Origin of the sequence: Rhizobium sp. PEPV16, from assembly GCF_008919455.1 — a bacterium.
Classification (GTDB): domain Bacteria; phylum Pseudomonadota; class Alphaproteobacteria; order Rhizobiales; family Rhizobiaceae; genus Rhizobium; species Rhizobium leguminosarum_Q.
The window spans coordinates 1-20,462 of sequence record NZ_VSZV01000340.1; the positions used below are offsets into that span (position 1 = coordinate 1).

The 20,462-nt window shown below is 60.6% G+C and carries 21 protein-coding genes; 7 read left to right on the forward strand and 14 right to left on the reverse strand.

Going from position 1 to position 20,462, the window contains the following annotated elements; all coding sequences use genetic code 11:
* Window positions 1–950: LacI family DNA-binding transcriptional regulator (locus FY112_RS25940; protein ID WP_151519603.1), on the forward strand; the 950-nt coding region annotated here is incomplete at its 5' end.
* A gap of 15 nt (window positions 951–965) precedes the next feature.
* Here FY112_RS25940 and FY112_RS25945 read toward each other — a convergent pair.
* The 12 genes from FY112_RS25945 to FY112_RS26000 form a co-directional block, all read right to left on the reverse strand.
* On the reverse strand, window positions 966–1,976 hold the full coding sequence (locus FY112_RS25945; protein ID WP_151519604.1) for a zinc-dependent alcohol dehydrogenase family protein: 1,011 nt from the start codon (window positions 1,974–1,976) through the stop codon (window positions 966–968).
* 99 nt (window positions 1,977–2,075) lie between these two features.
* The gene (locus FY112_RS25950; RefSeq protein ID WP_151519605.1) at window positions 2,076–2,864 is read right to left on the reverse strand and encodes an L-iditol 2-dehydrogenase; all 789 of its coding nucleotides are present in this window, start codon (window positions 2,862–2,864) and stop codon (window positions 2,076–2,078) included.
* Between the two features lie 135 nt (window positions 2,865–2,999).
* Window positions 3,000–4,055, reverse strand: coding sequence for a carbohydrate kinase family protein (locus FY112_RS25955; protein ID WP_151519606.1), 1,056 nt, complete (start codon window positions 4,053–4,055; stop codon window positions 3,000–3,002).
* A complete protein-coding gene (locus FY112_RS25960) occupies window positions 4,055–4,726 on the reverse strand; it encodes a D-lyxose/D-mannose family sugar isomerase (protein WP_094087682.1) in 672 nt (223 codons plus the stop codon). Before FY112_RS25960 ends, FY112_RS25955 begins: the two co-directional genes overlap by 1 nt.
* Window positions 4,726–5,880, reverse strand: a complete 1,155-nt coding sequence (locus FY112_RS25965) for a Gfo/Idh/MocA family oxidoreductase (RefSeq protein WP_094086741.1) — start codon at window positions 5,878–5,880, stop codon at window positions 4,726–4,728. Before FY112_RS25965 ends, FY112_RS25960 begins: the two co-directional genes overlap by 1 nt.
* Window positions 5,881–5,902: 22 nt before the next feature.
* On the reverse strand, window positions 5,903–6,727 hold the full coding sequence (locus FY112_RS25970) for an aldolase (RefSeq protein WP_094086742.1): 825 nt from the start codon (window positions 6,725–6,727) through the stop codon (window positions 5,903–5,905).
* A 137-nt stretch (window positions 6,728–6,864) separates the two neighbouring features.
* Window positions 6,865–7,638: an SDR family oxidoreductase gene (locus FY112_RS25975; protein WP_094086743.1), complete on the reverse strand. Its 774-nt coding sequence runs from the start codon at window positions 7,636–7,638 to the stop codon at window positions 6,865–6,867.
* 11 nt (window positions 7,639–7,649) lie between these two features.
* A complete protein-coding gene (locus tag FY112_RS25980; RefSeq protein WP_094086744.1) occupies window positions 7,650–8,375 on the reverse strand; it encodes an SDR family oxidoreductase in 726 nt (241 codons plus the stop codon).
* Between the two features lie 30 nt (window positions 8,376–8,405).
* Window positions 8,406–9,683: a D-tagatose-bisphosphate aldolase, class II, non-catalytic subunit gene (locus tag FY112_RS25985; protein WP_094086745.1), complete on the reverse strand. Its 1,278-nt coding sequence runs from the start codon at window positions 9,681–9,683 to the stop codon at window positions 8,406–8,408.
* The gene (locus FY112_RS25990) at window positions 9,683–10,660 is read right to left on the reverse strand and encodes a sugar kinase (RefSeq protein WP_151519607.1); all 978 of its coding nucleotides are present in this window, start codon (window positions 10,658–10,660) and stop codon (window positions 9,683–9,685) included. The genes FY112_RS25985 and FY112_RS25990 overlap by 1 nt, the downstream gene beginning before the upstream one ends.
* A gap of 30 nt (window positions 10,661–10,690) precedes the next feature.
* On the reverse strand, window positions 10,691–11,905 hold the full coding sequence (locus FY112_RS25995) for an ROK family transcriptional regulator (protein ID WP_151519608.1): 1,215 nt from the start codon (window positions 11,903–11,905) through the stop codon (window positions 10,691–10,693).
* 62 nt (window positions 11,906–11,967) lie between these two features.
* Window positions 11,968–12,852 (reverse strand): sugar phosphate isomerase/epimerase, encoded by an 885-nt coding sequence (locus tag FY112_RS26000; protein WP_017958932.1) that lies wholly within the window; start codon window positions 12,850–12,852, stop codon window positions 11,968–11,970.
* Between the two features lie 298 nt (window positions 12,853–13,150).
* Here FY112_RS26000 and FY112_RS26005 point away from each other — a divergent pair, with 298 nt between their 5' ends.
* The 6 genes from FY112_RS26005 (at window position 13,151) to FY112_RS26030 (ending at window position 18,466) form a co-directional block, all read left to right on the forward strand.
* Window positions 13,151–14,584, forward strand: coding sequence for an extracellular solute-binding protein (locus tag FY112_RS26005; protein ID WP_043294391.1), 1,434 nt, complete (start codon window positions 13,151–13,153; stop codon window positions 14,582–14,584).
* A gap of 95 nt (window positions 14,585–14,679) precedes the next feature.
* Window positions 14,680–15,555, forward strand: a complete 876-nt coding sequence (locus FY112_RS26010; protein ID WP_003545408.1) for a sugar ABC transporter permease — start codon at window positions 14,680–14,682, stop codon at window positions 15,553–15,555.
* 4 nt (window positions 15,556–15,559) lie between these two features.
* Entirely contained in the window at window positions 15,560–16,396 is an 837-nt protein-coding gene (locus tag FY112_RS26015; protein ID WP_017958929.1) for a carbohydrate ABC transporter permease, read from the forward strand.
* A gap of 4 nt (window positions 16,397–16,400) precedes the next feature.
* On the forward strand, window positions 16,401–16,607 hold the full coding sequence (locus FY112_RS26020) for a DUF2160 family membrane protein (RefSeq protein WP_003545406.1): 207 nt from the start codon (window positions 16,401–16,403) through the stop codon (window positions 16,605–16,607).
* A 60-nt stretch (window positions 16,608–16,667) separates the two neighbouring features.
* Window positions 16,668–17,729, forward strand: coding sequence for a sn-glycerol-3-phosphate ABC transporter ATP-binding protein UgpC (gene ugpC / locus FY112_RS26025; RefSeq protein WP_065282157.1), 1,062 nt, complete (start codon window positions 16,668–16,670; stop codon window positions 17,727–17,729).
* A gap of 11 nt (window positions 17,730–17,740) precedes the next feature.
* Entirely contained in the window at window positions 17,741–18,466 is a 726-nt protein-coding gene (locus FY112_RS26030) for an SDR family oxidoreductase (protein WP_151519609.1), read from the forward strand.
* Window positions 18,467–18,475: 9 nt separating this feature from the next.
* Here FY112_RS26030 and FY112_RS26035 read toward each other — a convergent pair whose 3' ends face one another.
* Together FY112_RS26035 and FY112_RS26040 are read right to left on the reverse strand one after the other, a co-directional pair.
* Window positions 18,476–18,745, reverse strand: a complete 270-nt coding sequence (locus FY112_RS26035) for a hypothetical protein (RefSeq protein WP_179038637.1) — start codon at window positions 18,743–18,745, stop codon at window positions 18,476–18,478.
* A 289-nt stretch (window positions 18,746–19,034) separates the two neighbouring features.
* Window positions 19,035–20,462: an arabinose isomerase gene (locus tag FY112_RS26040; RefSeq protein ID WP_151519610.1), complete on the reverse strand. Its 1,428-nt coding sequence runs from the start codon at window positions 20,460–20,462 to the stop codon at window positions 19,035–19,037.

A 20,462-nucleotide genomic window follows, 5' to 3' on the forward strand; every position in this document is an offset into this window, starting at 1 on the left:
ACAACAGCGGTTACGCCTCGCCTGAGCTCAGGGATCGCGTCGAGGCGGCTATCCGAACGCTGAACTACACGCCGAGCAAGGGTGCCCGTATGCTGCGCGGCGCACCAAGCCGGATGATCGGACTGATGCTGCCGTCGATTGAAGTGCCTTTCTTCGGCATCCTGGCCCATGCGATCGAACAGGAATTGTTCCAGCACGGCTATCAAACGCTGATCTGCAGCACGGCGGAAAATATGGACCATGAGGTGCGCTATATCTCCATGCTGCTCGCCCAGCGCGTCGATGGCGTTATCGTGGCAAGCGCCTTCGGCAGCATCGAGCATTTCGGGGTGCTACGGGACGCTCGCATTCCGATCATCGCCATTGACCGCGAGCTGAGCGGCATTGCCGACGATGCTGTCATGGCCGATCACGAGGAAGGCGGACGGCTGATGGCGCGCCATCTGATCGATCTCGGCCATCGGGCAATCGCCATCGTCGGCGCGCCGGCCCACAGCCAGCCGATCCAGCTTCGCCTTCAGGGCATCACGGCGGAGATGGCGAAAGATGGCATCGCGCCCGCCATCGTGGCGATGGCGGAAGAGCACAGCTTTGCAGAGACCTACCGGCTGGCGCGGGAATTGCTGGCGTCTCGACCTGAGGTCACCGCGATCATCGGCACGACCGACGTTTCGGCGATTGCCGCAATCCATGCCATCCAGGATCGCGGATTTTCCGTTCCGAACGACTATTCGGTCGTTGGCTTTGACGATCTGCCGGAGGCAGCCTACGTCTTTCCACGGCTGACAACGGTCGCACAGCCGATCCGCGACGTCGGGCGGCAGGCAGCACGGCTGCTGGAAGCGCTGATCGACGAGCACCACACGGGAGACGAATCTCGACAGGGTGCGATCGTAAAAGTGCCGGTCACGCTGATCGAGCGCGATTCCACCGATCTCGTCCGCAACTGAGGTCGGACCCCGAAGCTAGGGCCGGACGATGACCTTGATCTCGCCTGGCAATGGCGCGTTGCCCACCACCTCGGCGACCTCCTCGAGACCTATGGTTTTGGTGACCAATGCGTCCAGTTCCAACGCCCCGCTCGCAACCATTGCCGCAGCGCGCGAATGGGTGAAGGGGTTGAGGTAGGCCGGCCTGATATCGACTTCGTTTACGAGCAGATCGAAAGGCAGAACCGGCACCTCGACACCCGCCGGCGTCACCCCGAAAAGCACGAAGGTACCACCGCGCCGCGCCATCTTCAGACCGCTTTGAAACGTGTCGCTGACGCCGGCGCATTCGATGACCACGTCGACGCCGCCTTTGGTGACCTCTCGAACGGAAGCGATTGTGTCTGAAGCGGCCGGGTCGAAGGCGTGCGTGGCCCCCAGGCGCAGAGCGGTTTGGCGTCTTGATTGCTGCCGCGTGATCAAAATAATCTCGCCTGCCCCAGCCAGGCGGGCCAGTTGCACCATGAGCAGGCCGATCACGCCCCCGCCGAGGATCGCGACGCTGTCGCCCGGACGGATCCTTGCCTTGTCGATGGCGTGGATACAGCAGGCCAGCGGTTCACTGAAGGCGCCGTGAACGGGATCGAGGTGAGCCGGCAGGACGAAGGCCTGGGCCTGCAGCACCGCCACATATTCGGCAAAGCCGCCATCCCGTGTCACGCCGATGGCGGTCAAGCTCTCGCACAAGTTCGGCCGCGCCTGCGTGCAGGCCCGACAGGTGCCGCAGGAGATATTCGGGTCGACCGTCACAAGCTCACCGCCGGTAAAGCGGGTGACGGTATCGCCGATCTCTTCGACTATGCCGCAGAATTCGTGGCCAAGCGTGACGGGGATCGCTGTCGGATACTCGCCCTTGTACATGTGGCGATCGGAACCGCAGATGCCGGCCACTGCAACCCGGACAAGCAGCTCGCCTGGCCCGGCAACCGGCTTCTTGACGCTGCGCATGGTCAAAGACCCGATCGACTCTAAACGTACAGCTCTCATTCCACTCCCCCAAACCACAAGATCGATTGTCTCTTCGTGCTGATGAAGCCGCTTCTCAGGATGACGCGGCATCGTCCATCCCGGGCACGGCTCAAGCGCTTAGCTCATGACATTGCCGCCGTCGACATTGTAGCACTGCGCCACGATATATGCTGCATCGGGCCCGGCCAGGAAGGCCGCCATGGCAGCTTGTTCTTGGGGGGCGCCAAATCGTCCGGCGGGCACGGCGGCGGCCACGCGGCGCTTGACGTCACCGGGTTTCAAACCTTCCCGGCTGCCGAGTTTTGCATCGACGACGTCCCACATCGGCGTATCGACGACGCCGGGAGCGATGGCGTTGACGTTGATCCCGTAACGGATCAGCTCCAGAGCGCAGCTTTGCGTGATGCTGATGACGGCCGCCTTGGAAGCGCAATAAGCCACCGCAGGTCCTTCGCCCCGACGGCCGGCCTGGGACGAGAAGTTGATGATGCGTCCACCTTCCCCTCTTTCCACCATGTGCCGGGCAACGGCCTGCGTCATGAAGATCAGGCCTTCGATATTGACCTGAAAAACTTTCGCGGTCCGTTCCCGGGATATTTCCAGGATGGACTCGACGTCGTAAATGCCTGCGGCGTTGACCAGGATGTCGATCTGACCGGCGGTGGCGATAGTGAAGCGTACAGCTTCTTCGATGCTGTCCTGGCTGGTCACATCAAGCGCTACACCCCAGGCATCAGGGCCGATTGCTTCCGCCACCCGTGCGCACCGTTCACCGTCGAGGTCAGCCACGACAACCCTGGCGCCTTCGGCGCCGAAGCGTTCGCATACCGCCTTGCCGATGCCGCTCGCTCCTCCCGTGACCAATGCCACCTTGCCGGAGAGCCGCGCCGTTTCCGCATATGTCATCGCACTGCCTCCCCGATGGCGCCTAAATCGGCAAAGGCGCCGTACGCGGCTGCCATAATGAATAGTTTCATGTTTGCTCCTCCCCTTTTGACTGAACGATAATCGGAACCGCCCTCCTGAGGCGACGCCAATGGGCTAAGCGGATTGCGGGTTCGTCTCCTTCGCCTCTCGAAGAAGGACGGATATGTCGGGGATGCCATCGGTGGCCGTCGCCCCCTTGAGGCAACGCGCAGCTGTGGCATGGGCGACGGCGCAGATATGCTCGACCGGCCAGTTCTCATGCAGGCCGTAGAGCACGGCGGCGCAGAAAGCGTCTCCTGCGCCGACGGTACTGACGATGTCATCGGGATCGACAGGTCGTGAACGCGTGATGATCGGCGAAGCGCCTGATGCAAACCAGAAGCAGGTTTCCGGCGCATGGATGATCGCGCCCTTGGCGACACCCGCCGCAAGCAGGCGCTCGCCCGCTTCCAAAAGCCCCGCCTCGATCAAATCCCCCTTCGCATCGCGAACGATAACGCCGGTTGCACGTCCCGCCTCCATCTCGTTGATGATCAGATAATCGCAGAAAGGCAGAGCGACGCCGACCTTGGCCGCAAATTCCGGGTCTTCGCTCGATACGAAATCCACGGAGGTCGTAAGCCCCGCGCGGCGCGCCGCTTCCAGCAGGCGCGATGCTCCCGAACGGCCGTCGGGGCCGATGCCGTCGAGCCCCGGCAACAGCATGAGATAACCGAGATAGAACAGCCGGTAGCCGGCCTTGGCGAAGGCCGCGGGTGAGACAAGCTTGTCCGTGACGGCATCGTTGGCGCCGCCATGATAGAAGAAGGTCCGGTTCTGACCGGGCACATTCATGACATGCGTATGTGCCGTCACCCGGTCGGCAAGCGCCGTCAGCCCCCCGACATCGACGCCGGCAACTGCTAGGCGGGCCTTGACGATCTCTCCGTCCTGATCGGCGCCGATGCATCCCGCCGCCGCCAGCTTTCCTGGAAATCCAAGCGAGGCCAGATCGGTGACAACATTGGCCGCCCCGCCCCCCACGCCCAGATCCTGGTGCAGGATATGCGCGAGATTGCCCTGTTCGGGCCAATAGGACAGGGTGTGGACGCGATCGACGATGAAGTTTCCCGCACAGACGATGCCGCCCCGCTTCTGACTGTCGCGATCGTCACCCTCCCCGACCCGCATCAGCTGCCTCCTTCGTTCCATAAGGGTCTGAGCGGCGGCTCGTCTTCCTCGATCGCGGCAAAACGTGCGATCGGCTCCAGGAAGAAATTATCGCTATTGTCGTCGTTGACCTGGCTGACCTCGCCGACAAGGACAGGTCCGCCGCCTTTCCTGCCGTAGAAGCGGTGGTAAAGCCCGGTACGGATCGTTACGCTCTGGCCAGGGTGGAGAACCAGCGGCTCCCATGCGGCGAGCCGGTGCGGCAGGCCGTCTACCGGCACCGTCACATCATCTTTCAGCACATTGCCATCGGCATCGGTTGCGGCGAATTCGATGACGAGATCGCCGCCGGCGCGATTGATGATGTCTTCCATCTTCGCCGCATGACGGTGGGTCGGCGTGAGCTGCCCCTCGCCAACGAAGAGCAGCTTTTCGGCATAGGTCCGTTCACCCCTGATATCGACGATACCATTGCGCAGGCAGAACAACACCAGACCGCATTCGGCGAACCGGTCCGAGCCGAAATCGGTGACATCCCAACCCAGCTGATGAGCGCGCAAATAGGCTGATGCCTCGGGATGTGCGGCAAAATCCGCTGCCGTCCAGGAGCCCCATGCCGGCAGGGACCAGTGCCAGCGCTCGAGGGTCTCGGTTGCCCGCAGAAACGCGGCGTTAATCTCGGAGCGCTTCATCATGTGGGCGCCTCGTCATACTCGACCGGTACCACGACGTCCTCGCGACCGGATTTGAGGGCTGCCGTCAGGACCGCGTGATGCGCCTGCGCCTCGGCCGGGGTCGCGCAGCCGAAACCGTTCGCATTGCCGCCGGCAAGCTCATCGACGAAGGCCGCCCACATCTGCTGAATGGCGTCGGCAAAACCGAACTCGAAAATCTTGCCTGTGATGGCCGGAAACAGCGAGCCATAACCGAGATCCTCGGTGCTCCAAGCCTGGGCACCGCCATTATAGTCCATCCACTGCCACTGGCGCGGCGACTTCGTGCTGAAGAACGCGCTCTTCTTCATGCCGAGAACGCGGATGTACCAGGTGTTGGATTCGCCGGGCGCGATGCGCCAGGTTTTCAGCACCATCGGGAAATCTTGATCCCCGGTGCGCACGCGACTGCTGATCGTGGCATTGTCCCAGGTGGTGCAGGGCAACATGCCGCCCTTGCCGTCAGGACGTTCGGTGACCTTCTTGACCAATTGCGCATGCAGGGTGGTCGGGCGCCAGCCGAGACGCAGCGGCACGTGCAGCACATGCATGCCGAGATCACCCATGCAGCCATAGTCGCCATTGATATCGGCCATGCGCTTCCAGTTGATCGGCTTCTGCCGGTCGATATCCGAAGAGTGCAGGAAACCCGCCTCGACTTCGATTATATCCCCCATCTCGCCGCTTTTTGCGAGCGCGATGACCTTCTGCGCGCCGGGGAAGAAAGGCATTTCCGACGAGCAGCGGACCAGGAGTTCGGGATGCTCGGCGAGAACCGCCATGATTTCCCGGTTCTGCGCCGCGTCCATGCCGAAGGGCTTTTCGCCGAGAAGATGTTTTCCGGCCTTCAGGATGTCGATGTAGAATTGCTGGTGCAGCACATGCGGGACAGCGCAATAGACCGCATCGACCTCGGGATTGGCCAGAAGCTCCTTATAGTCGGCGGTGAACTGGCGACCAGTCGGCACATGATCCCTGAACCAGTCGAGCAGCGTCGCGTTGGTATCACAGACGGCGACGATTTCCGGTCGGGCCTTCACATCGGCCAGATGCAGCCAGCGCGCCGCGGCACTCGCGAACTCGCGCCCCATCAGACCGCAGCCGATGACGCCGAAGCGGAATATTTTCGTCATGACATGTCCTCCCAGACGCGCGTCAGGCAATATGCAGCGAGGCTTGCTCGACGGAAGCCTTGTCATGGACAATCGCCATCAAGGCCCGCGTCATGCCGCCGGGATTGTGATGTTGGATGACGTTGCGGCCATAGACGATGCCACGGGCGCCCTGCTCCATCAACTGCTTGGTGCGGATCAGGATTTCCTGATCCGAAACGCGGCCGCCGCCGCGCACCAGCACCGGCAGGCCTTGGGCGATTTCGACCACGCGGTGATATTCCTCGACATTGTCGCAGGGGTCGGCCTTGATGATATCGGCGCCGAGTTCGGCCGCCTGGCGTACAAGCGGCAAGATCTTGTCGATCGCGCCATCGACCATGTAGGCGCCCTTGGAATTGTCCTGCATGACAAGCGGCTCGACCATCAGCGGCATGCCGTAGATCTCGCATTCGCGCTTCAGGCTGTTCACATTGCGCACGCAGGCGCGGTAGACTTCCGGCTGGTCCGGCAGCATCAAGAGATTGACGACGACACAGGCAGCATCCAATGCAACGCCCTGCTCCACCGCCCTGTCGATCATTTCGGAAAACAGCTGAGACGGAAGGGGATTGCCATAGATGTTGGCGATGTCGGTGCGCAGCACCAGTGCCGGGCGATGTTTGCCGGGAATAGCCTGCAGAAGGGGTGCCGTCCCCGGCGGCAGCTGAATGGCATCCGGCGCCGCGTCAGCGATCACCTCGATGGCCGTCTTCATGTTCTCGATGCCGGCGAGGAAGGTCCGTTCATTGAACATGCCGTGATCGATAGCAACGTCAAAACAATTTCCAGACACGCCGAAAAGTCGGTTCAATCGCGCGGATTTCATCAAACTTCCTCCCAATATGGTAACGTTTCCACATTTGGATAAACGCGGCAGGAATACGAGTCAAGATAATGTGGTAACGTTTCCATACTGATTTCCAGATGTGGACGAGGCGCCGCTCACACCTCGTCCGGGAAGGACTACCAGCAGGTGAATCCTGCATCGACGTTGACAATTGCCCCGGTCATCAGGCTGGCGGCGCCCGAGGCGAGGAAGAGGACCGCGCTGGCAACTTCCTCCGGCGTTCCCATCCTGCCCATCGGCGTGTCGGCGAGCCAGAGCGGTATCCGCTCGCGATTGGCTTCGACGGCCACCACCATCGGCGTCTCGATGTAGGTGGGCGCGACGGCGTTTACCCTGATGCCGTGATGGGCCCACTCGGCGGCCAACGAGCGCGTGAGGTGATGGACCGCCGCCTTGGAGACGTTATAGGCCGTCTGAGGCTGGGGCCGGTTGCAGATCGTCCCCGACATCGAGCCGAGGTTCACGATGGCGCCGCGTTTCATCGAAATCATCGAACGACCGAAGGCGCGTGAGCACCAGAAGACGCCGTTGAGATTGACGTCCATCATGCGCAGCCAATCGGCGTCGGTGAGATCCTCCGCCGGGATGCCGCTCTGACCAATTCCGGCATTGTTCACCAGGACGGTCGCCGGCCGGCCGCCGTCGGAGAGCTCAGCCGCGATCGCGTCCATTCGGGCCGCGTCGGTGACGTCGCCCACCCGGACTTCGATGTCGTAGCCTCTGTCGCGGAGAGCTAGCGCTTGCTCAGCGTCGGCCTCGCTGCGTTCGATGACGACGACGGCGGCGCCCGCTTCGGCCAGCGCCTCGGTGCAGCAGAGACCGATCGCACGCCCTCCGCCTGTGACCACCGCACGCTCGCCGTCGAGGCGAAATTTCTGCTGGTAGCTCATGTCACGTCTCCTCAAATGTCAAAGGCGCTTGGAAGCACGACGATATCGCGGATGGTGACGTTGCGCGGCCGGGTCAGCATGAAGATGATCGCGTCAGCGACTTCCTTGGGCTCGATCAAAGCCCCGGCCTCTTTCGCCTTGCGAAGGTTTTCCTCCGGCCAATCCGCGAGCAACGCGCTGATCACCGGGCCTGGAGAAACCGACCCCACACGAATGCCACTTTTCAGAAGCTGGCGTCGCATCGTCTGGACGAAACATGTCATCGCCCATTTCGATGACGAATAGACCGGTTCCCATGGAATCGCCGAGTGTCCAGCAACGGAACTGGTGACGACAATGTCGCCAGTGCCACGTTCGATCATGTGCGGAATGACGCTTCGAACGTTCTTGATGACGACGTTGACATTGAGATTGAGCATCCGATCGATGGTATCGAGGTCGGTTTCCATCAGGTCGCCGCCGATATAGGTGCCTGCATTGGCATGCAGGATATCGAGCTTGCCCGTCTTCGACAGGATGCCCTCGAGCAATCCCGCGCACTGGTGCGGATCCAACAAGTTGAGCACCAGCGGAATAGCGCGCTCGCCAAGCCTGGCACAAACCGTCTCAAGGGCCTTCTCATCGCGGTCGACGAGGACGACCGTCGCGCCTGCGGCGAGCATTGCCTCCGTCGAAGCGAGCCCTATTCCGGACGCAGCACCCGTGACCGCCGCGATCTTCCCATTCAAATCCGTCATCGATTTTTCCTCCTGACTTGATCCAGATTGTCAATTCTTCCCGAGGCCGCAAGCGGCATGATAGTCCGAGAGGCTCTTCGTCACTCTCCAGATCAAAACCTGTTCCGGATCGAGCGGCGCATCTGCGAAATCCTGTGCGGCCGGCATGTGCTGCCAAAGCAACGGCAGCGGTACGATTTGCCCTCGAAGGGCCTCGCACAGGCGCCGGACGGCATCTTGTGCTTCAGCCGACGCCCAATAATAGCGGATGCGGTCGGACAGCGAATAGTGCCGCAGCCAGCGCATCTCGGCGTCTGTGCCGTGGTAGTGGCGGCTCCAATTGCCTGGCTGATCGAGCATCAGCACCTCCATCGCCGCATAGAGCGGACGCGGGCCGTAATCGAGCAAGAGGTCCGAAGCGATCGCATCCAGCGCGTAGAGCGCTTCGCGCAGGACAAAGGTCAGTTCGGGACCGACCTTCAGAATGGGAAAGCCGTCCTCCACCAGCGCGGTCAAGGGCCGGGTTCCCTGATAGTCCGTCGAATGCGCCTCGAAGACGAACTGCGGCTCCTCGGTGAGCACCGATTTCAGCGCGTCTATCTTGCTGCGATCATAATGGATGACATTCTGATTGCCGAACTCGACGCCCGGCTGAACGACCAGACCGATGGCCCGTCCAAACGCTTGCCCGAGTCCGGCCTCCGCAAAGATCCGGCGGTGGACTCCGATCGTCTTCAGCGCCGCTGCGGCAGCTGTCGGTTCGATGGTTGTCAGGGCATGGTCGGCCCCGCCTGGCGGCGGCACTTCGGTGCCGATGACGTAAACCGGCATTGCGCCGCCGCTCTTCTTCGCCGACGCCTCGGCGACCGCCGCAAGCCGGGCGGCGCGATGGGCGGTGGTTTCGTCGTCGAGCGCCATCGGCTCGCTCTTGCAGCCCATCGAGGCGTCGAGGTGAATCTTGCGAAATCCGGCCTCGACATAGGCGGCAACCATCTTCTCGGCCTCGGCCATGGCCTCTTCGGCCGGGCGGTCACGCCACGGATTGGGACCGAGGTGATCGCCGCCGAGAACGATCAGATTTTCGGGGCATCCCTCCTCGGCTGCTATTTTGCCGACGAGGGACGCGAAGTCGCTTGGCGTCATTCCGGTATAGCCGCCGAGGTGGTTGACCTGGTTGCAGGTGGCTTCGATCAGGACGGTGCTTGCCTGTTGCCGCCCGTGTCGGAGAGCGGCGCGCAGCACGATCGGGTGGGCCGAGCATACGGAGGTCACGCCTCTGGGGTGGCCTTCGATCCTCAGCCTGGCCAGTTCGTTGAGATGCACCTGCATCACGGCCGCCTTTCCGTTGAAGCGATAAACGCATCGAGCTCTTGCTGAGTGCCGGCACCTTCCATCGGACCGAGGACCGTCACGTTGCGGGCGCCGGCGGCGGAGGCATAGGTCAGAGCTTGCTGCGGAGACATTCCGAGCCGCCGGCAGGTGAGATAGGCACCGCCGAAGCAGTCGCCGGCGCCGGTGGGGTCGACCTCTTGAACGACAAATGCCGGTGCGTCGATGCGGTCTCCGTCTCTGCCGAAATAGGTCGCGCCTTCGGCTCCGCGCTTCAGCACGATCTCTTTGACGCCCACCTCGAACAAGCGGCGGATCGCGTCTGCCTCCCCTTCGACACCTGCGGCACGCTCAAGCTCCTCTCCGGACGGCAGAAGCAGATCGGCGGCAGCGACAAGCTTGGAAAAGCGGCGCTCGGTATCCTCATCCAGCTTCAATTCCTTGCGAATGTTCGGATCCACCGAGAGCGTTCCCCCGCGTGCCTTGACGATGTCGACCGCCTTGTCGATCACCTCACACGCACTGGGGACCGACAGGGCCGAACCCATCACGTGAAGATGACCGCTCCGATTGATCAGATCGCCGACCGCTTGAGACCAGCCGAAGCGCGCAGCTGCTGATGTGGCGATGTTGTAGACGAAATCCCGGGAGCCATCCTTGCGGTAGCGGACAAAGGCGCTTCCTGTGGGATAGTCCGGATCGATCGAGATCGTCGAAACGTCGACGCCGTCGCGTTTGAGGCGATCGGTATTGACACGACCAAAATCGTCATTGCCGACGGCGCCGACCATTGCGGCCTTGCCGCCGAGGCGCCCGCATTGCGAGATGAAGATAGCCGGCGCTCCGCTCGCGAACGGACCGACGAGCGGCTGGGCTTTAAGAAAACCGTCTCCGACCGTCGTGGCGACGATCTCGACGAGGATCTCCCCTACGCAAACGGTGGGACCAAGCAGGTCCGGAGCCAGTACTGAAGTCATTTGCAATCCTGCTTTCGATCGTTCTTGTCTTCAACTCGTCGCCGACTGGATCGGCGCACCGTCCTCGCCGCCGAACTCCTCGCTCTCCAATGACAGAAAGCGCTGGTGCAACATGCACGCCGCCCCGAAGGCGGAACCGAACTCCGCATCATCGTCCACGACGATGTCAGGCGTGGGGAAAGGTATGCTCTGGCCCTCCGACATGTGGACCGCCACGCGGGCGGCCACCATCGGGTAGAGGGATGCCACGGAGCCACCCAGCACGATCCTGTCGGGGTCGAGCAAACGACAGGCCTGCAGCAATGCGTAAGCGAGATGGCGCGACCAGGTTTCGGCGATATTGACCGCGGCCGGAACGCGATCATGAACGTCGCCAAGGAACTCCTGCAGATCGACGTGCTTACGTCCAATAGCCTCGCGATACTGCCTGATCAGCACTTCGCGACCGATCAGCTGCTCAAACTTCTGACCGCCGCTTCCCGGCACCAGAGTGTGGCCGATTTCTCCCGCCAGGCCGTGGCCGCCCCGGAACAGTTTGCCATCGATCATGATGCCGCCGCCGACGCCGGTTTCCATCAGCAGGAACAGGGTCACGCCTGAGACGCCGTGACGATAGCTATCGCCGATCGCAAAGGCGTTGGCGTCGTTTTCAACCGCGATCGGGACGGTGGCCGGGAAAGCAGACCGCCCAACCTCCTTCAACGACACCTCCCGCCAGCCGATGATGGGTGCGAGGGTGACGATTCCGTCCGGCCGGATGTGGGCCGGCGCCGATATGCCGAGACCCTTGCACCGTCCGATCATCCCCTTCGCCATTGCGCCTATGATCAGCTCGACGCCCTGCGCCACGGCCTCCTCCACGGTCGACGACGGCGTGTCGAACGCGATTTTCCGACATGCCCGGACTTCAGCGGAGAGATCGACAACTGCAGCCGATATATGCTCGACGCCAATCTCTATCCCGACGAAGAATGCGGCATCGGAGACAAGTTCGAGCATGATGCCCGGGCGCCCGGCACGGGAATGTTCCAGGCGCTGCTTGCCGCTCTCGTCCGACTCCTGAACGAACCCGCCTTCCGTGAGTTCGGCGACGATCTCTCCCGAGGATGAGCGATTCATCCCGAGCTTCCGGGCGAGATCCGCCCGGCTGAGGCTTCGGTGGGCATAGATCGTCTGCAAGGCGGCGACGATATTATTCTGCCGGATCCTGCGCGGCGAACTTCCGATGGAGACGGTGTCGTTCATATTTCAATTCCCTTCAGTCGGCCCAACCCTTACACGACTGGAACAGGCTGTCAGAGGGATAATCAGGGCCGCGCGTTTGTGGCGCGGCGGCGCTTGGCCTCGTCATATTTCAGCTCGATGTAGCGCTTCGCGTGCGCCGCGAGCGGATCATTATCCTCCCAGGTGTCGCGCCAAATCGCGCAGGCGAGCGACAGGCCTTCGTCCACGACCGTCGTCGAGAAGCTCTCGAACACGATGTCGCGCTTGTAGTCGATGTCGAGCAGAGCGTCGAAGATCAGATCGAAGTTGATGACGCCGTCGCCGAGGTAACCGCGGTTGCTCTCGCCGATGTGGAAGTAACCGATCTTGTCGCCGGCCAGGCGGATCGCCGCGGCCGGATTGGCTTCCTCGATATTCATATGGAACGTGTCGAGGTGGAGACGGACATGCTCCGATCCGGTCTCGGCGATGAACTTCAGCCCCTGCGCCGCCGTATTCAGCAGGTTCGTCTCGAACCGGTTGACAATTTCCAGGACGAGGTCGACGTTCGCTTGTCTCGCGACTTCGGCAGTCGCGGCGATCGCGGCGACGCTGTTGTCCCAGCCCCTCTTCGTCGGCTGGCGATTGTACTTGGTGTGCGCGGAATAGAGAATTCCACCCAGCTTGTTGCCGCCGATATCACGGACCGCACGAACGGCGTCGGCCAGCGTCTGCTTGCCGGCAGACACCGCAGAAGCGTCCTCGCTCGATACGTCCCTGTCGAGCGGCAGACCCATCGTCACGCCAATCTCGACGTCAAGCGACTGCGCAAGCTTTGCAAGTCGATCGAGATTGAATTTCTCGGGGCGCAGATAGGCAAATTCGATGGTGCGATATCCGTGTTCGGCCGTCTTGTTCAGGGCCATCTCCAGCCCTTCCTGCGTTTGGCCGCCTGTCCATACAAATGAATGGATACCCAATCGACGCATAGCCTTTTCCTCCAAAAAATGCCTTTGGCTGTGGACAGTGCTATGCCATTTAGTTTGGCAAGACAACAAATAATTTTAACGGCTATTTTTGTGCTGCTTTGCGAAATTACCTTGCAATGCAATATATTACACTTCTTGCGATTTGCATCGCACCCTCCGCCGGAAATTAGTTTCTGCAAAAATCAATGGGATAGATCAACGATTTGCATGTTTAGACAACAAATGTTGCGTCGCCGGTTTTTTTGGCCTACACAAAGGACCGGCGAAATGATCTCGCTGCACTTTGGGAGGATTGAAAATGAATTATGCTTTGAAGGCTAGCGCGCTTGCGCTGACGCTCGGCCTCGCCACGACTGCTTCGCCGGCCTGGGCTGACTTCTGGTCCGACGCCGGCGCCAAATTCAAGGGCGTGACACTGCACGGCGTCACCGAGAGCACCCCGCCATCGAACTACATCAGGAACGTGCTCGCTCCGGAATTCGAAAAAAAGACCGGCATCAAGGTCGACATCGAGACGACGTCCTGGGATCAGATGTACGACAAGGCCATCAAGGACATGGAAGCCAAGACCGGCATCTATGACATGGTCTATATCGAGCAGGACATCATCTACTCCTATCTGGCCAGGAATTTCCTCGTCGACATCACGAAGACGCTGAAAGACCAGCCGGATCTGAAGGCGCCGACCTACGACGACGCCAATTTCACCAGCTTTGCCGACTACTTCAAGGACTCGAGCGGCGATCTCTTCGGCGTTCCGATGGAAGCCTTCCTGAAGGCGTATCTCTATCGCAAGGACCTCTTCGACGATCCGAAGATCAAGGAAGCCTTCAAGAAGGAAACAGGCAAGGACCTGAAGCCGGCGACCACACACGCGGAATATACTGAGATCGCCGAATTCTTCACGAAGTACGGCAAGGACAACGGCATGGAGCTCTGGGGCACGACCGCTCAGGCACATACAGGCCATCCGGCGTCCTGGTATGAATTCTTCGAGTCCATCGTGCCGACCTTCGGTGTCTACAATTGGGGCATCGACGCCAAGAACAACTATGCGGCGACGGTCGAACATGGCGGCGCGATGAACAGCGACAAGGCGAAGGCCGCCTTGAAGTACTGGCTGCACCTGCGCGACATCGCTCCTCCGGAATCGACGCAGTCAACCTGGACGGAAACTGCAACGACCTTCGCCGCGGGCCGTGTCGCCCAGGGGCTGATCTATGGTGAGAACGCCGCCTGGATCGCAAGCGATCCGGCGCAGTCGAAAGTGGTCGGCCAGGTCGGTTTCGCTCTGCCGCCGCTCGAGCCGGGCGTGCTGGACGACGCGAAAGCCGGAAAGGGCTATATCGGCTACTACGATGGCGGTGCCTTCGGCGTGCCGGTCACGTCCAAGAACAAGGAAGCGTCACTGCTGTTCCTCGAATTCATCGGCCAGAACGAAGTGCAGCCCGATTGGGCGATCGCCGCACCACGCATCACCAATACGGCGACGTTCGACGATCCGAAGGTGAAGGAGATGGACGTCAAGCTCGGCGGCTTCTACACGATGCTGAAGGACGACGGCAAGCTCTTCGCCGGCGCTCCCCCCTACCCCTTCCATGCGCAGGTGCGTGAAGCGACCGCTCCCATCTTCTACGACATCCTGACCGGCAACATCGGGCCTGATGAAGGCCTCGACCAGATGGCGGCCAAAGCCGAAGAAGAGCTCACCTCGCTCGGTTATCGCAAATAAAGCATCCTCCCCAACTGACGGGTCGTTCCGACGACCCGTCATCCTTCGCTCCTGATGGAGCGGACGTCCACATAGTGTTCAATGGGGGATAGGCGATGCATTCGCAGAAGCTCGGGTGGCTGTTGCTGTCACCGACCATAGTGATCCTCGGACTGTTCGGGATATTTCCGTTCATTTACGTCCTCTGGGTCTCTTTCCATTCATGGAACCCGTTCGCTGCCAATCCGGGCATGATCTTCAACTGGGCTGAGAACTATCGGCGGCTCGTCTTCGACCCGCAGTTCCTGGCATCGCTCGGCATAACCCTGACATTCGTCTTCTTCGCGGTCGTGTCGGAGCTGGTCCTCGGCTACATCCTCGCCCAGGCGCTGCTCAAGGACTTTCCGGGAAAAGCGGTGTTTCGCACGATCCATACTCTGCCCCTGATCATGGCGCCGATCATCGTCGGCTCGGTCTGGAAGCTGATGACCACCCCGTCCATCGGCATCATTCCCTATCTTCTGAGGAGCTGGTTCGGCTACGATCTGAATATCGGCCAGAGCGCCGTTGCGGCCTTCACCGTCACTGTCATCATGGATATCTGGCACTGGACGCCGCTCGTCACCCTCTCGCTGATCGCCGCACTTGTCTCGCTTCCATCAGACCCGTTCGAGCAGGCGCAGATCGACGGCGCCGGCAAGAGCCAGATCTTCTGGCACATAACGCTGCCCCTGATCCGCCCGGCCCTGCTAGCCACGGTGTTCATCAGGCTGATGGACGCACTGCGCACCGTCGACGAAGTCCTGATGCTGACCGGCGGCGGCCCGGGTTCATCGACGCGCTACATTGGCGTCCATATCTTCAGGGAAGTCTTTCCCAAGACGAATTACGGCTACGGTTCGGCGATCTCCGTCATCGTCCTCTATCTCACCATCGTCGTCTGCTGGCTGCTCTATGTCGGCCTGATTGCACCCCGCGTGAAGAGAGGTTGAAACGATGAAGACCCGTTTTCCCTGGCTTCCGGTCGTCCTGTGGACCTTGATAAGCTTCGTCACCCTTTTCCCGATCTACTGGCTCTTCGTCATATCGGTGAAACAGCCGTTCGACCTGTTTTCGACGCCCGATGTCATTCTCCGGAGCTTCTTCTGGAAGAATTACCAGGACGTGCTGACCAATCCGACCTTGCGCGGATACATGCTCAACTCGCTGATCATTTCGTCGGGCAACGCGCTGCTCGTCACCACGCTCGGCTTCCTTGCCTGCTACGCCCTGACGCGCTTCGACCTCGCCGGCAAGGAAAGCATCTTCTTCTGGACGATCACCAACCGCATGGCGCCGCCGGCGGTCTTCCTGCTGCCGCTTTTCCTGCTGCTGACGCAGGTCTACAGGATCGGCGACTTCTCGCTCGCCGATTCCAAGTTGGGCATGATCCTGGTCTATTGCTCCTTCAACCTTCCCTTCGCCATCTGGACGCTGCGCCCGACCGTGGAAGGCATTCCGAAGGAATTGGACGAGGCGGCCTATATGGACGGCGCGAGCCCATGGACCGTGCTCTATGATATCATCTTTCCTTTGGCACGGCCCGGACTTGCGGTGACGCTGATCCTGACCTGGGTGTTTGCGTGGAACGAATATCTGCTGGCGGCGACGCTCACCAACTTCCATGCGCGGACACTCACCACCGGCCTGTCGGAATATGTGACGACGACGGGGACGGCCTGGGGCATCATGGCCGCGATCTCGATGCTGACATTGGTTCCGGCGCTCATCGTCTTTTCGGTGGTCCAGCGTCACATCGTCGCCGGCCTGACCTTCGGTGCCGTGAAAGGATGAAACGATGACGTCTCAATCAGAAAATAACGAACCCAAGCCAGGCTTCCTGCCAATCGAAACGAACTGGTTCGACCGGCTCTTCATCTCGATCGTGATCTGGGTCGCGCTCTCCCTGTTTTGGATGCGGTTCATCGAGCCGTTCGGGCTTTCCGTATGGTTCGCGGCGGCAATCTCGGCAGTCCTTGGCGCCTATATCGTCTGGAAGGGATGAGGCGATGAATTCCGTCAACGACATCAAGTCACAAATCGTGCTGCTTTAGGGGGAACGACATTGGCAAACGTACAGGTTAGCGACGTCACCAAGAAATATGGCTCTCTTCAGGTCATGCATGGCGTCAGCGTCGACATCGAGGACGGCGAATTCGTCGTGCTGGTCGGTCCATCCGGCTGCGGCAAATCCACCCTGCTCCGGATGATCGCCGGGCTGGAGACGGTCAGCAGCGGAGATATCCGGATCGGCAGCCGTGTCGTCACCAATGCTCCCCCGAAGGAGCGTGACATCGCGATGGTGTTTCAGAGCTACGCGCTCTATCCCCACAAGACGGTCGCCGAGAATATGGGCTTTCCGCTGAAGATGGCCAAGCGGCCGAAGGCGGAGATCGCCGAGAAGGTCGGCAGGGCTGCCGAGATCCTCGACCTGACACGTTATCTCGACCGTTATCCGAAGCAACTGTCGGGCGGACAGCGTCAACGCGTGGCGATGGGCCGTGCCATCGTTCGCGATCCGCAGGTCTTCCTGTTCGACGAGCCGTTGTCGAACCTCGACGCCAAACTCCGCGTCACCATGCGCGTCGAGATAAAGGAGCTTCACCAGCGGCTGAAGACCACCACCGTCTACGTCACGCACGATCAGATCGAGGCGATGACGATGGCCAACAAGATCGTGGTGATGCGCGACGGCAGGGTCGAGCAGATCGGCAAGCCTCTTGATCTCTACGACTTCCCGGTCAACCTCTTCGTCGCCGGCTTCATCGGCAGCCCATCGATGAACTTCCTTCAGGGCCGCATAGCCACAAGCGACGGCAGGAAGATCGTCGTCACCGACCAGGGCATCACCCTTCCGATGGCGGACACAAATGCGGATGAAGGACGAGCCGTGACCTACGGTATCCGACCGGAGCACATCACGATCGGCGAGGAGGGCGTTCCGGTCGAGGTATCAGTGTTCGAGCCGACGGGTTCGGAGACATTGATCTTCGGACGCACGGGAGGCGTGCCGATCGACGCCCTTATCCGCGAGCGTATCGAGGTCGACCCCGGACGGACGATGTACTTCCACATAGATCCCCGACGTGCGCATATCTTCGATCGGGAAACAGGCCAGAGACTTTAGGAGATCGACCCATGGAGTTCAGAGGAAAGACGGTGATCGTGACCGGCGCCGGCAAAGGCATCGGACGCGAAATTGTAAGGATGCTCGTCGAACGGGGTGCGCAGGTCGTCGCGCTGACCCGCAGTGCTGCCGACGTCGAAGCGTTGCGAGGGGAATTCGGCTGCCGGGCAATCCAGGTCGATCTTGCGGACGCCGATGCGACCAGGCAGGCGGCGATCGCTGCCCTTCCCGCAGATTTCCTTATCAACTGCGCCGGCACGACCGAGCTCCAGCCATTCCTGGAGACAACCGTGGAAGCATTCGACCGTCTCGTCGCGGTCAACACGCGTGCTCCGATGATCGTCGCCCAGGAATATGCCCGTTCGCTGATCAAGGAAGGCCGTACAGGCGCCATCGTCAATGTCTCGTCGGTCGCATCCTTCGTCGGCATCCCCGACCACGCTGCCTATTGTGCATCGAAGGGTGGATTGGATGGCTTGACGCGGGTCATGGCAAAAGAGCTTGCGCCTCACGGCATACGCGCAAACGGCGTCCACCCAACGGTGACGTTGACGCCAATGGCCGTGAAGGCTTGGAGCGATCCCGAGAAGGCCGCAGGGATGATGAAGCGAATTCCCGTCGGACGCTTCGCCGAGTCGGCAGACATTGCCGAGGTTGTTCTTTTCCTGCTGTCCGACCAGGCTGCCATGGTGAACGGCATATCGATGCCGGTGGACGGCGGTTATATGATTGCTTGAAGCTCAGGCCTAACGTGCAGTACGACCCTGTCGAGTAGTACGACCCTGCGATTGCAATACTGGAAGCGGCGACGTTGACCGCCGCACCAAACGGCGCAGCTCATCTTGATCGACAAAATGATCCGTCACTCCGGCCTCTTTATCCGGATGGCTGAAGACAAGACCGTCGGAATCCTCAAGCTTCAGAGCTTGCTCCGTATTCATGATCCCCAGTGCCTGGCGCTCGTACTCGGACTCGAGCGCCGCCTCGACGATGGCTTTTTTCTTGCGCATGTCCATTTCCTCCGTTGCTCAAATGGTAACGGACGGGCGGAGTCGCGGTTCCCATCAGGGCATCACGATATGAGACCCGTTGAAACGAACGCCCCGTCGATACACGGCCATTCATCGCGCCGGCCAAGCTGTTTTTGTGCTCTCGCTGCGAGGTTGGCGCTACCACCAGCATGCCACTACGGCCGCCAAAGACGATATCGGCCACAACCGGCAAGATAGGCAGAGGAGCTGCGATCGTTTTGACGGGTCTATTTATTCGTCAAGCAGTTCCCACAGCGAGAAATATTTTTGACAATTAGCAAATTCTCACGAACTCGACCTCCAACAGCTTTCCTAATTTTTCGATGCTGCTCCCAATGTGTCCGACGCCGACTGCGCAATGATGCGCCGGTCCTTCGGCGTTCCAATTCTCGACGAACGCGCGCGCCCCGATTGGAAATTGATAGCGGCTGTTGGTGTTTCCAATTTCCAGGATCGGCCCGGGCACCGATTGTCCTTCGGCGCACAACAGCTTCACTTTTCCGGCGCACTCCACCACGGAGAGCAGTGTTACCGGGCCATTCTTAACCGACATTTCGACGCTAACGCCGGAGCCGACCTTACCGTGATAGACCTCGAGAGGACGGATCTTGGTTCGACCCTCTGCAATTTTAGTATGGCCTGGGCCATCATGGCCCATCAGGACCACATCTGCATCGAAATCCATTGCATAATATTCGGTGAAGGAACCTCCGGCGCCGAAGCTGTCCATGATCTTCATGGCCTGCGCGTTCTTGATCTCATATTCGCCAGCAACCGGTATGCCTTGGGCGGTGAGCATCGAACAACCAACGATTACCGACGTGATGACGTCCTCGTATTCATGCCCGGACACCGATTCATAATAATAGGCGAGCGCGCCGAGACGCTTCGCGTCGACGAGTTTGCGCAGCGCGACGGCAGTTCTTGCCGCCCGCGCCAGTTCGTCCGGATCGCAATCCGGCTGCACGTCGAATTCCGTTCGGATTCTGTCCAAGCAAGCCGCCACTTCCGCCTCGCCAACATCGCGTCTGAGGCGTGCTAGTTCGTCAATCTCCACCACTTCGATGTGTGTCCCGAATGCCGTGCTTTGGGCTGTGAGATCGGAATAGATATCGAGCATGCCGTTGTAATAGCGCCCCATGACGCCAAGGCGATTATGCGACATGACGTGGGCTACCCGTGCGGCCTCGATCCACTCCTCGATCTCGTTGTCGACAAACGGGTCACCGTTCAGAACGCCTGTTACTTGGTGAAACCGAATGCCCGCTCGAGTGAACACATTGGCAATCTCGGGCACCGGGCATGCAGCGCAGTGCGCCAGCCACTCGCCGGTCATGGCAGTCCTGTTGCCGAGTGCGTTGAAGGACGCGTAGTCGATCGCACCAGCCGGCTGCAGATTCAAAATAATGACCGGCACCTTTGCACGCCGAACAACCGGCAAGACGGTCGACGACAGAGCGTAGGTGGTGATGTAAAGGAAAATGATATCGACATCGGCCTGGCGAAACAGATGCCCGGCATCGACGGCCTTCTCCGGCGTATCGACGAGGCCAAGATTGACGACTTCGACCCCGGGCCGTTCCAGCTTGGACGCGACGACATGTACATATCCGCGCAGCCTTGCTTCGAGACCGTCAAACTGCGGCCAATAGGCCTCCAGACCGATACCGAACAGGCCGGCCTTCAAAGGGCGATCAGACAT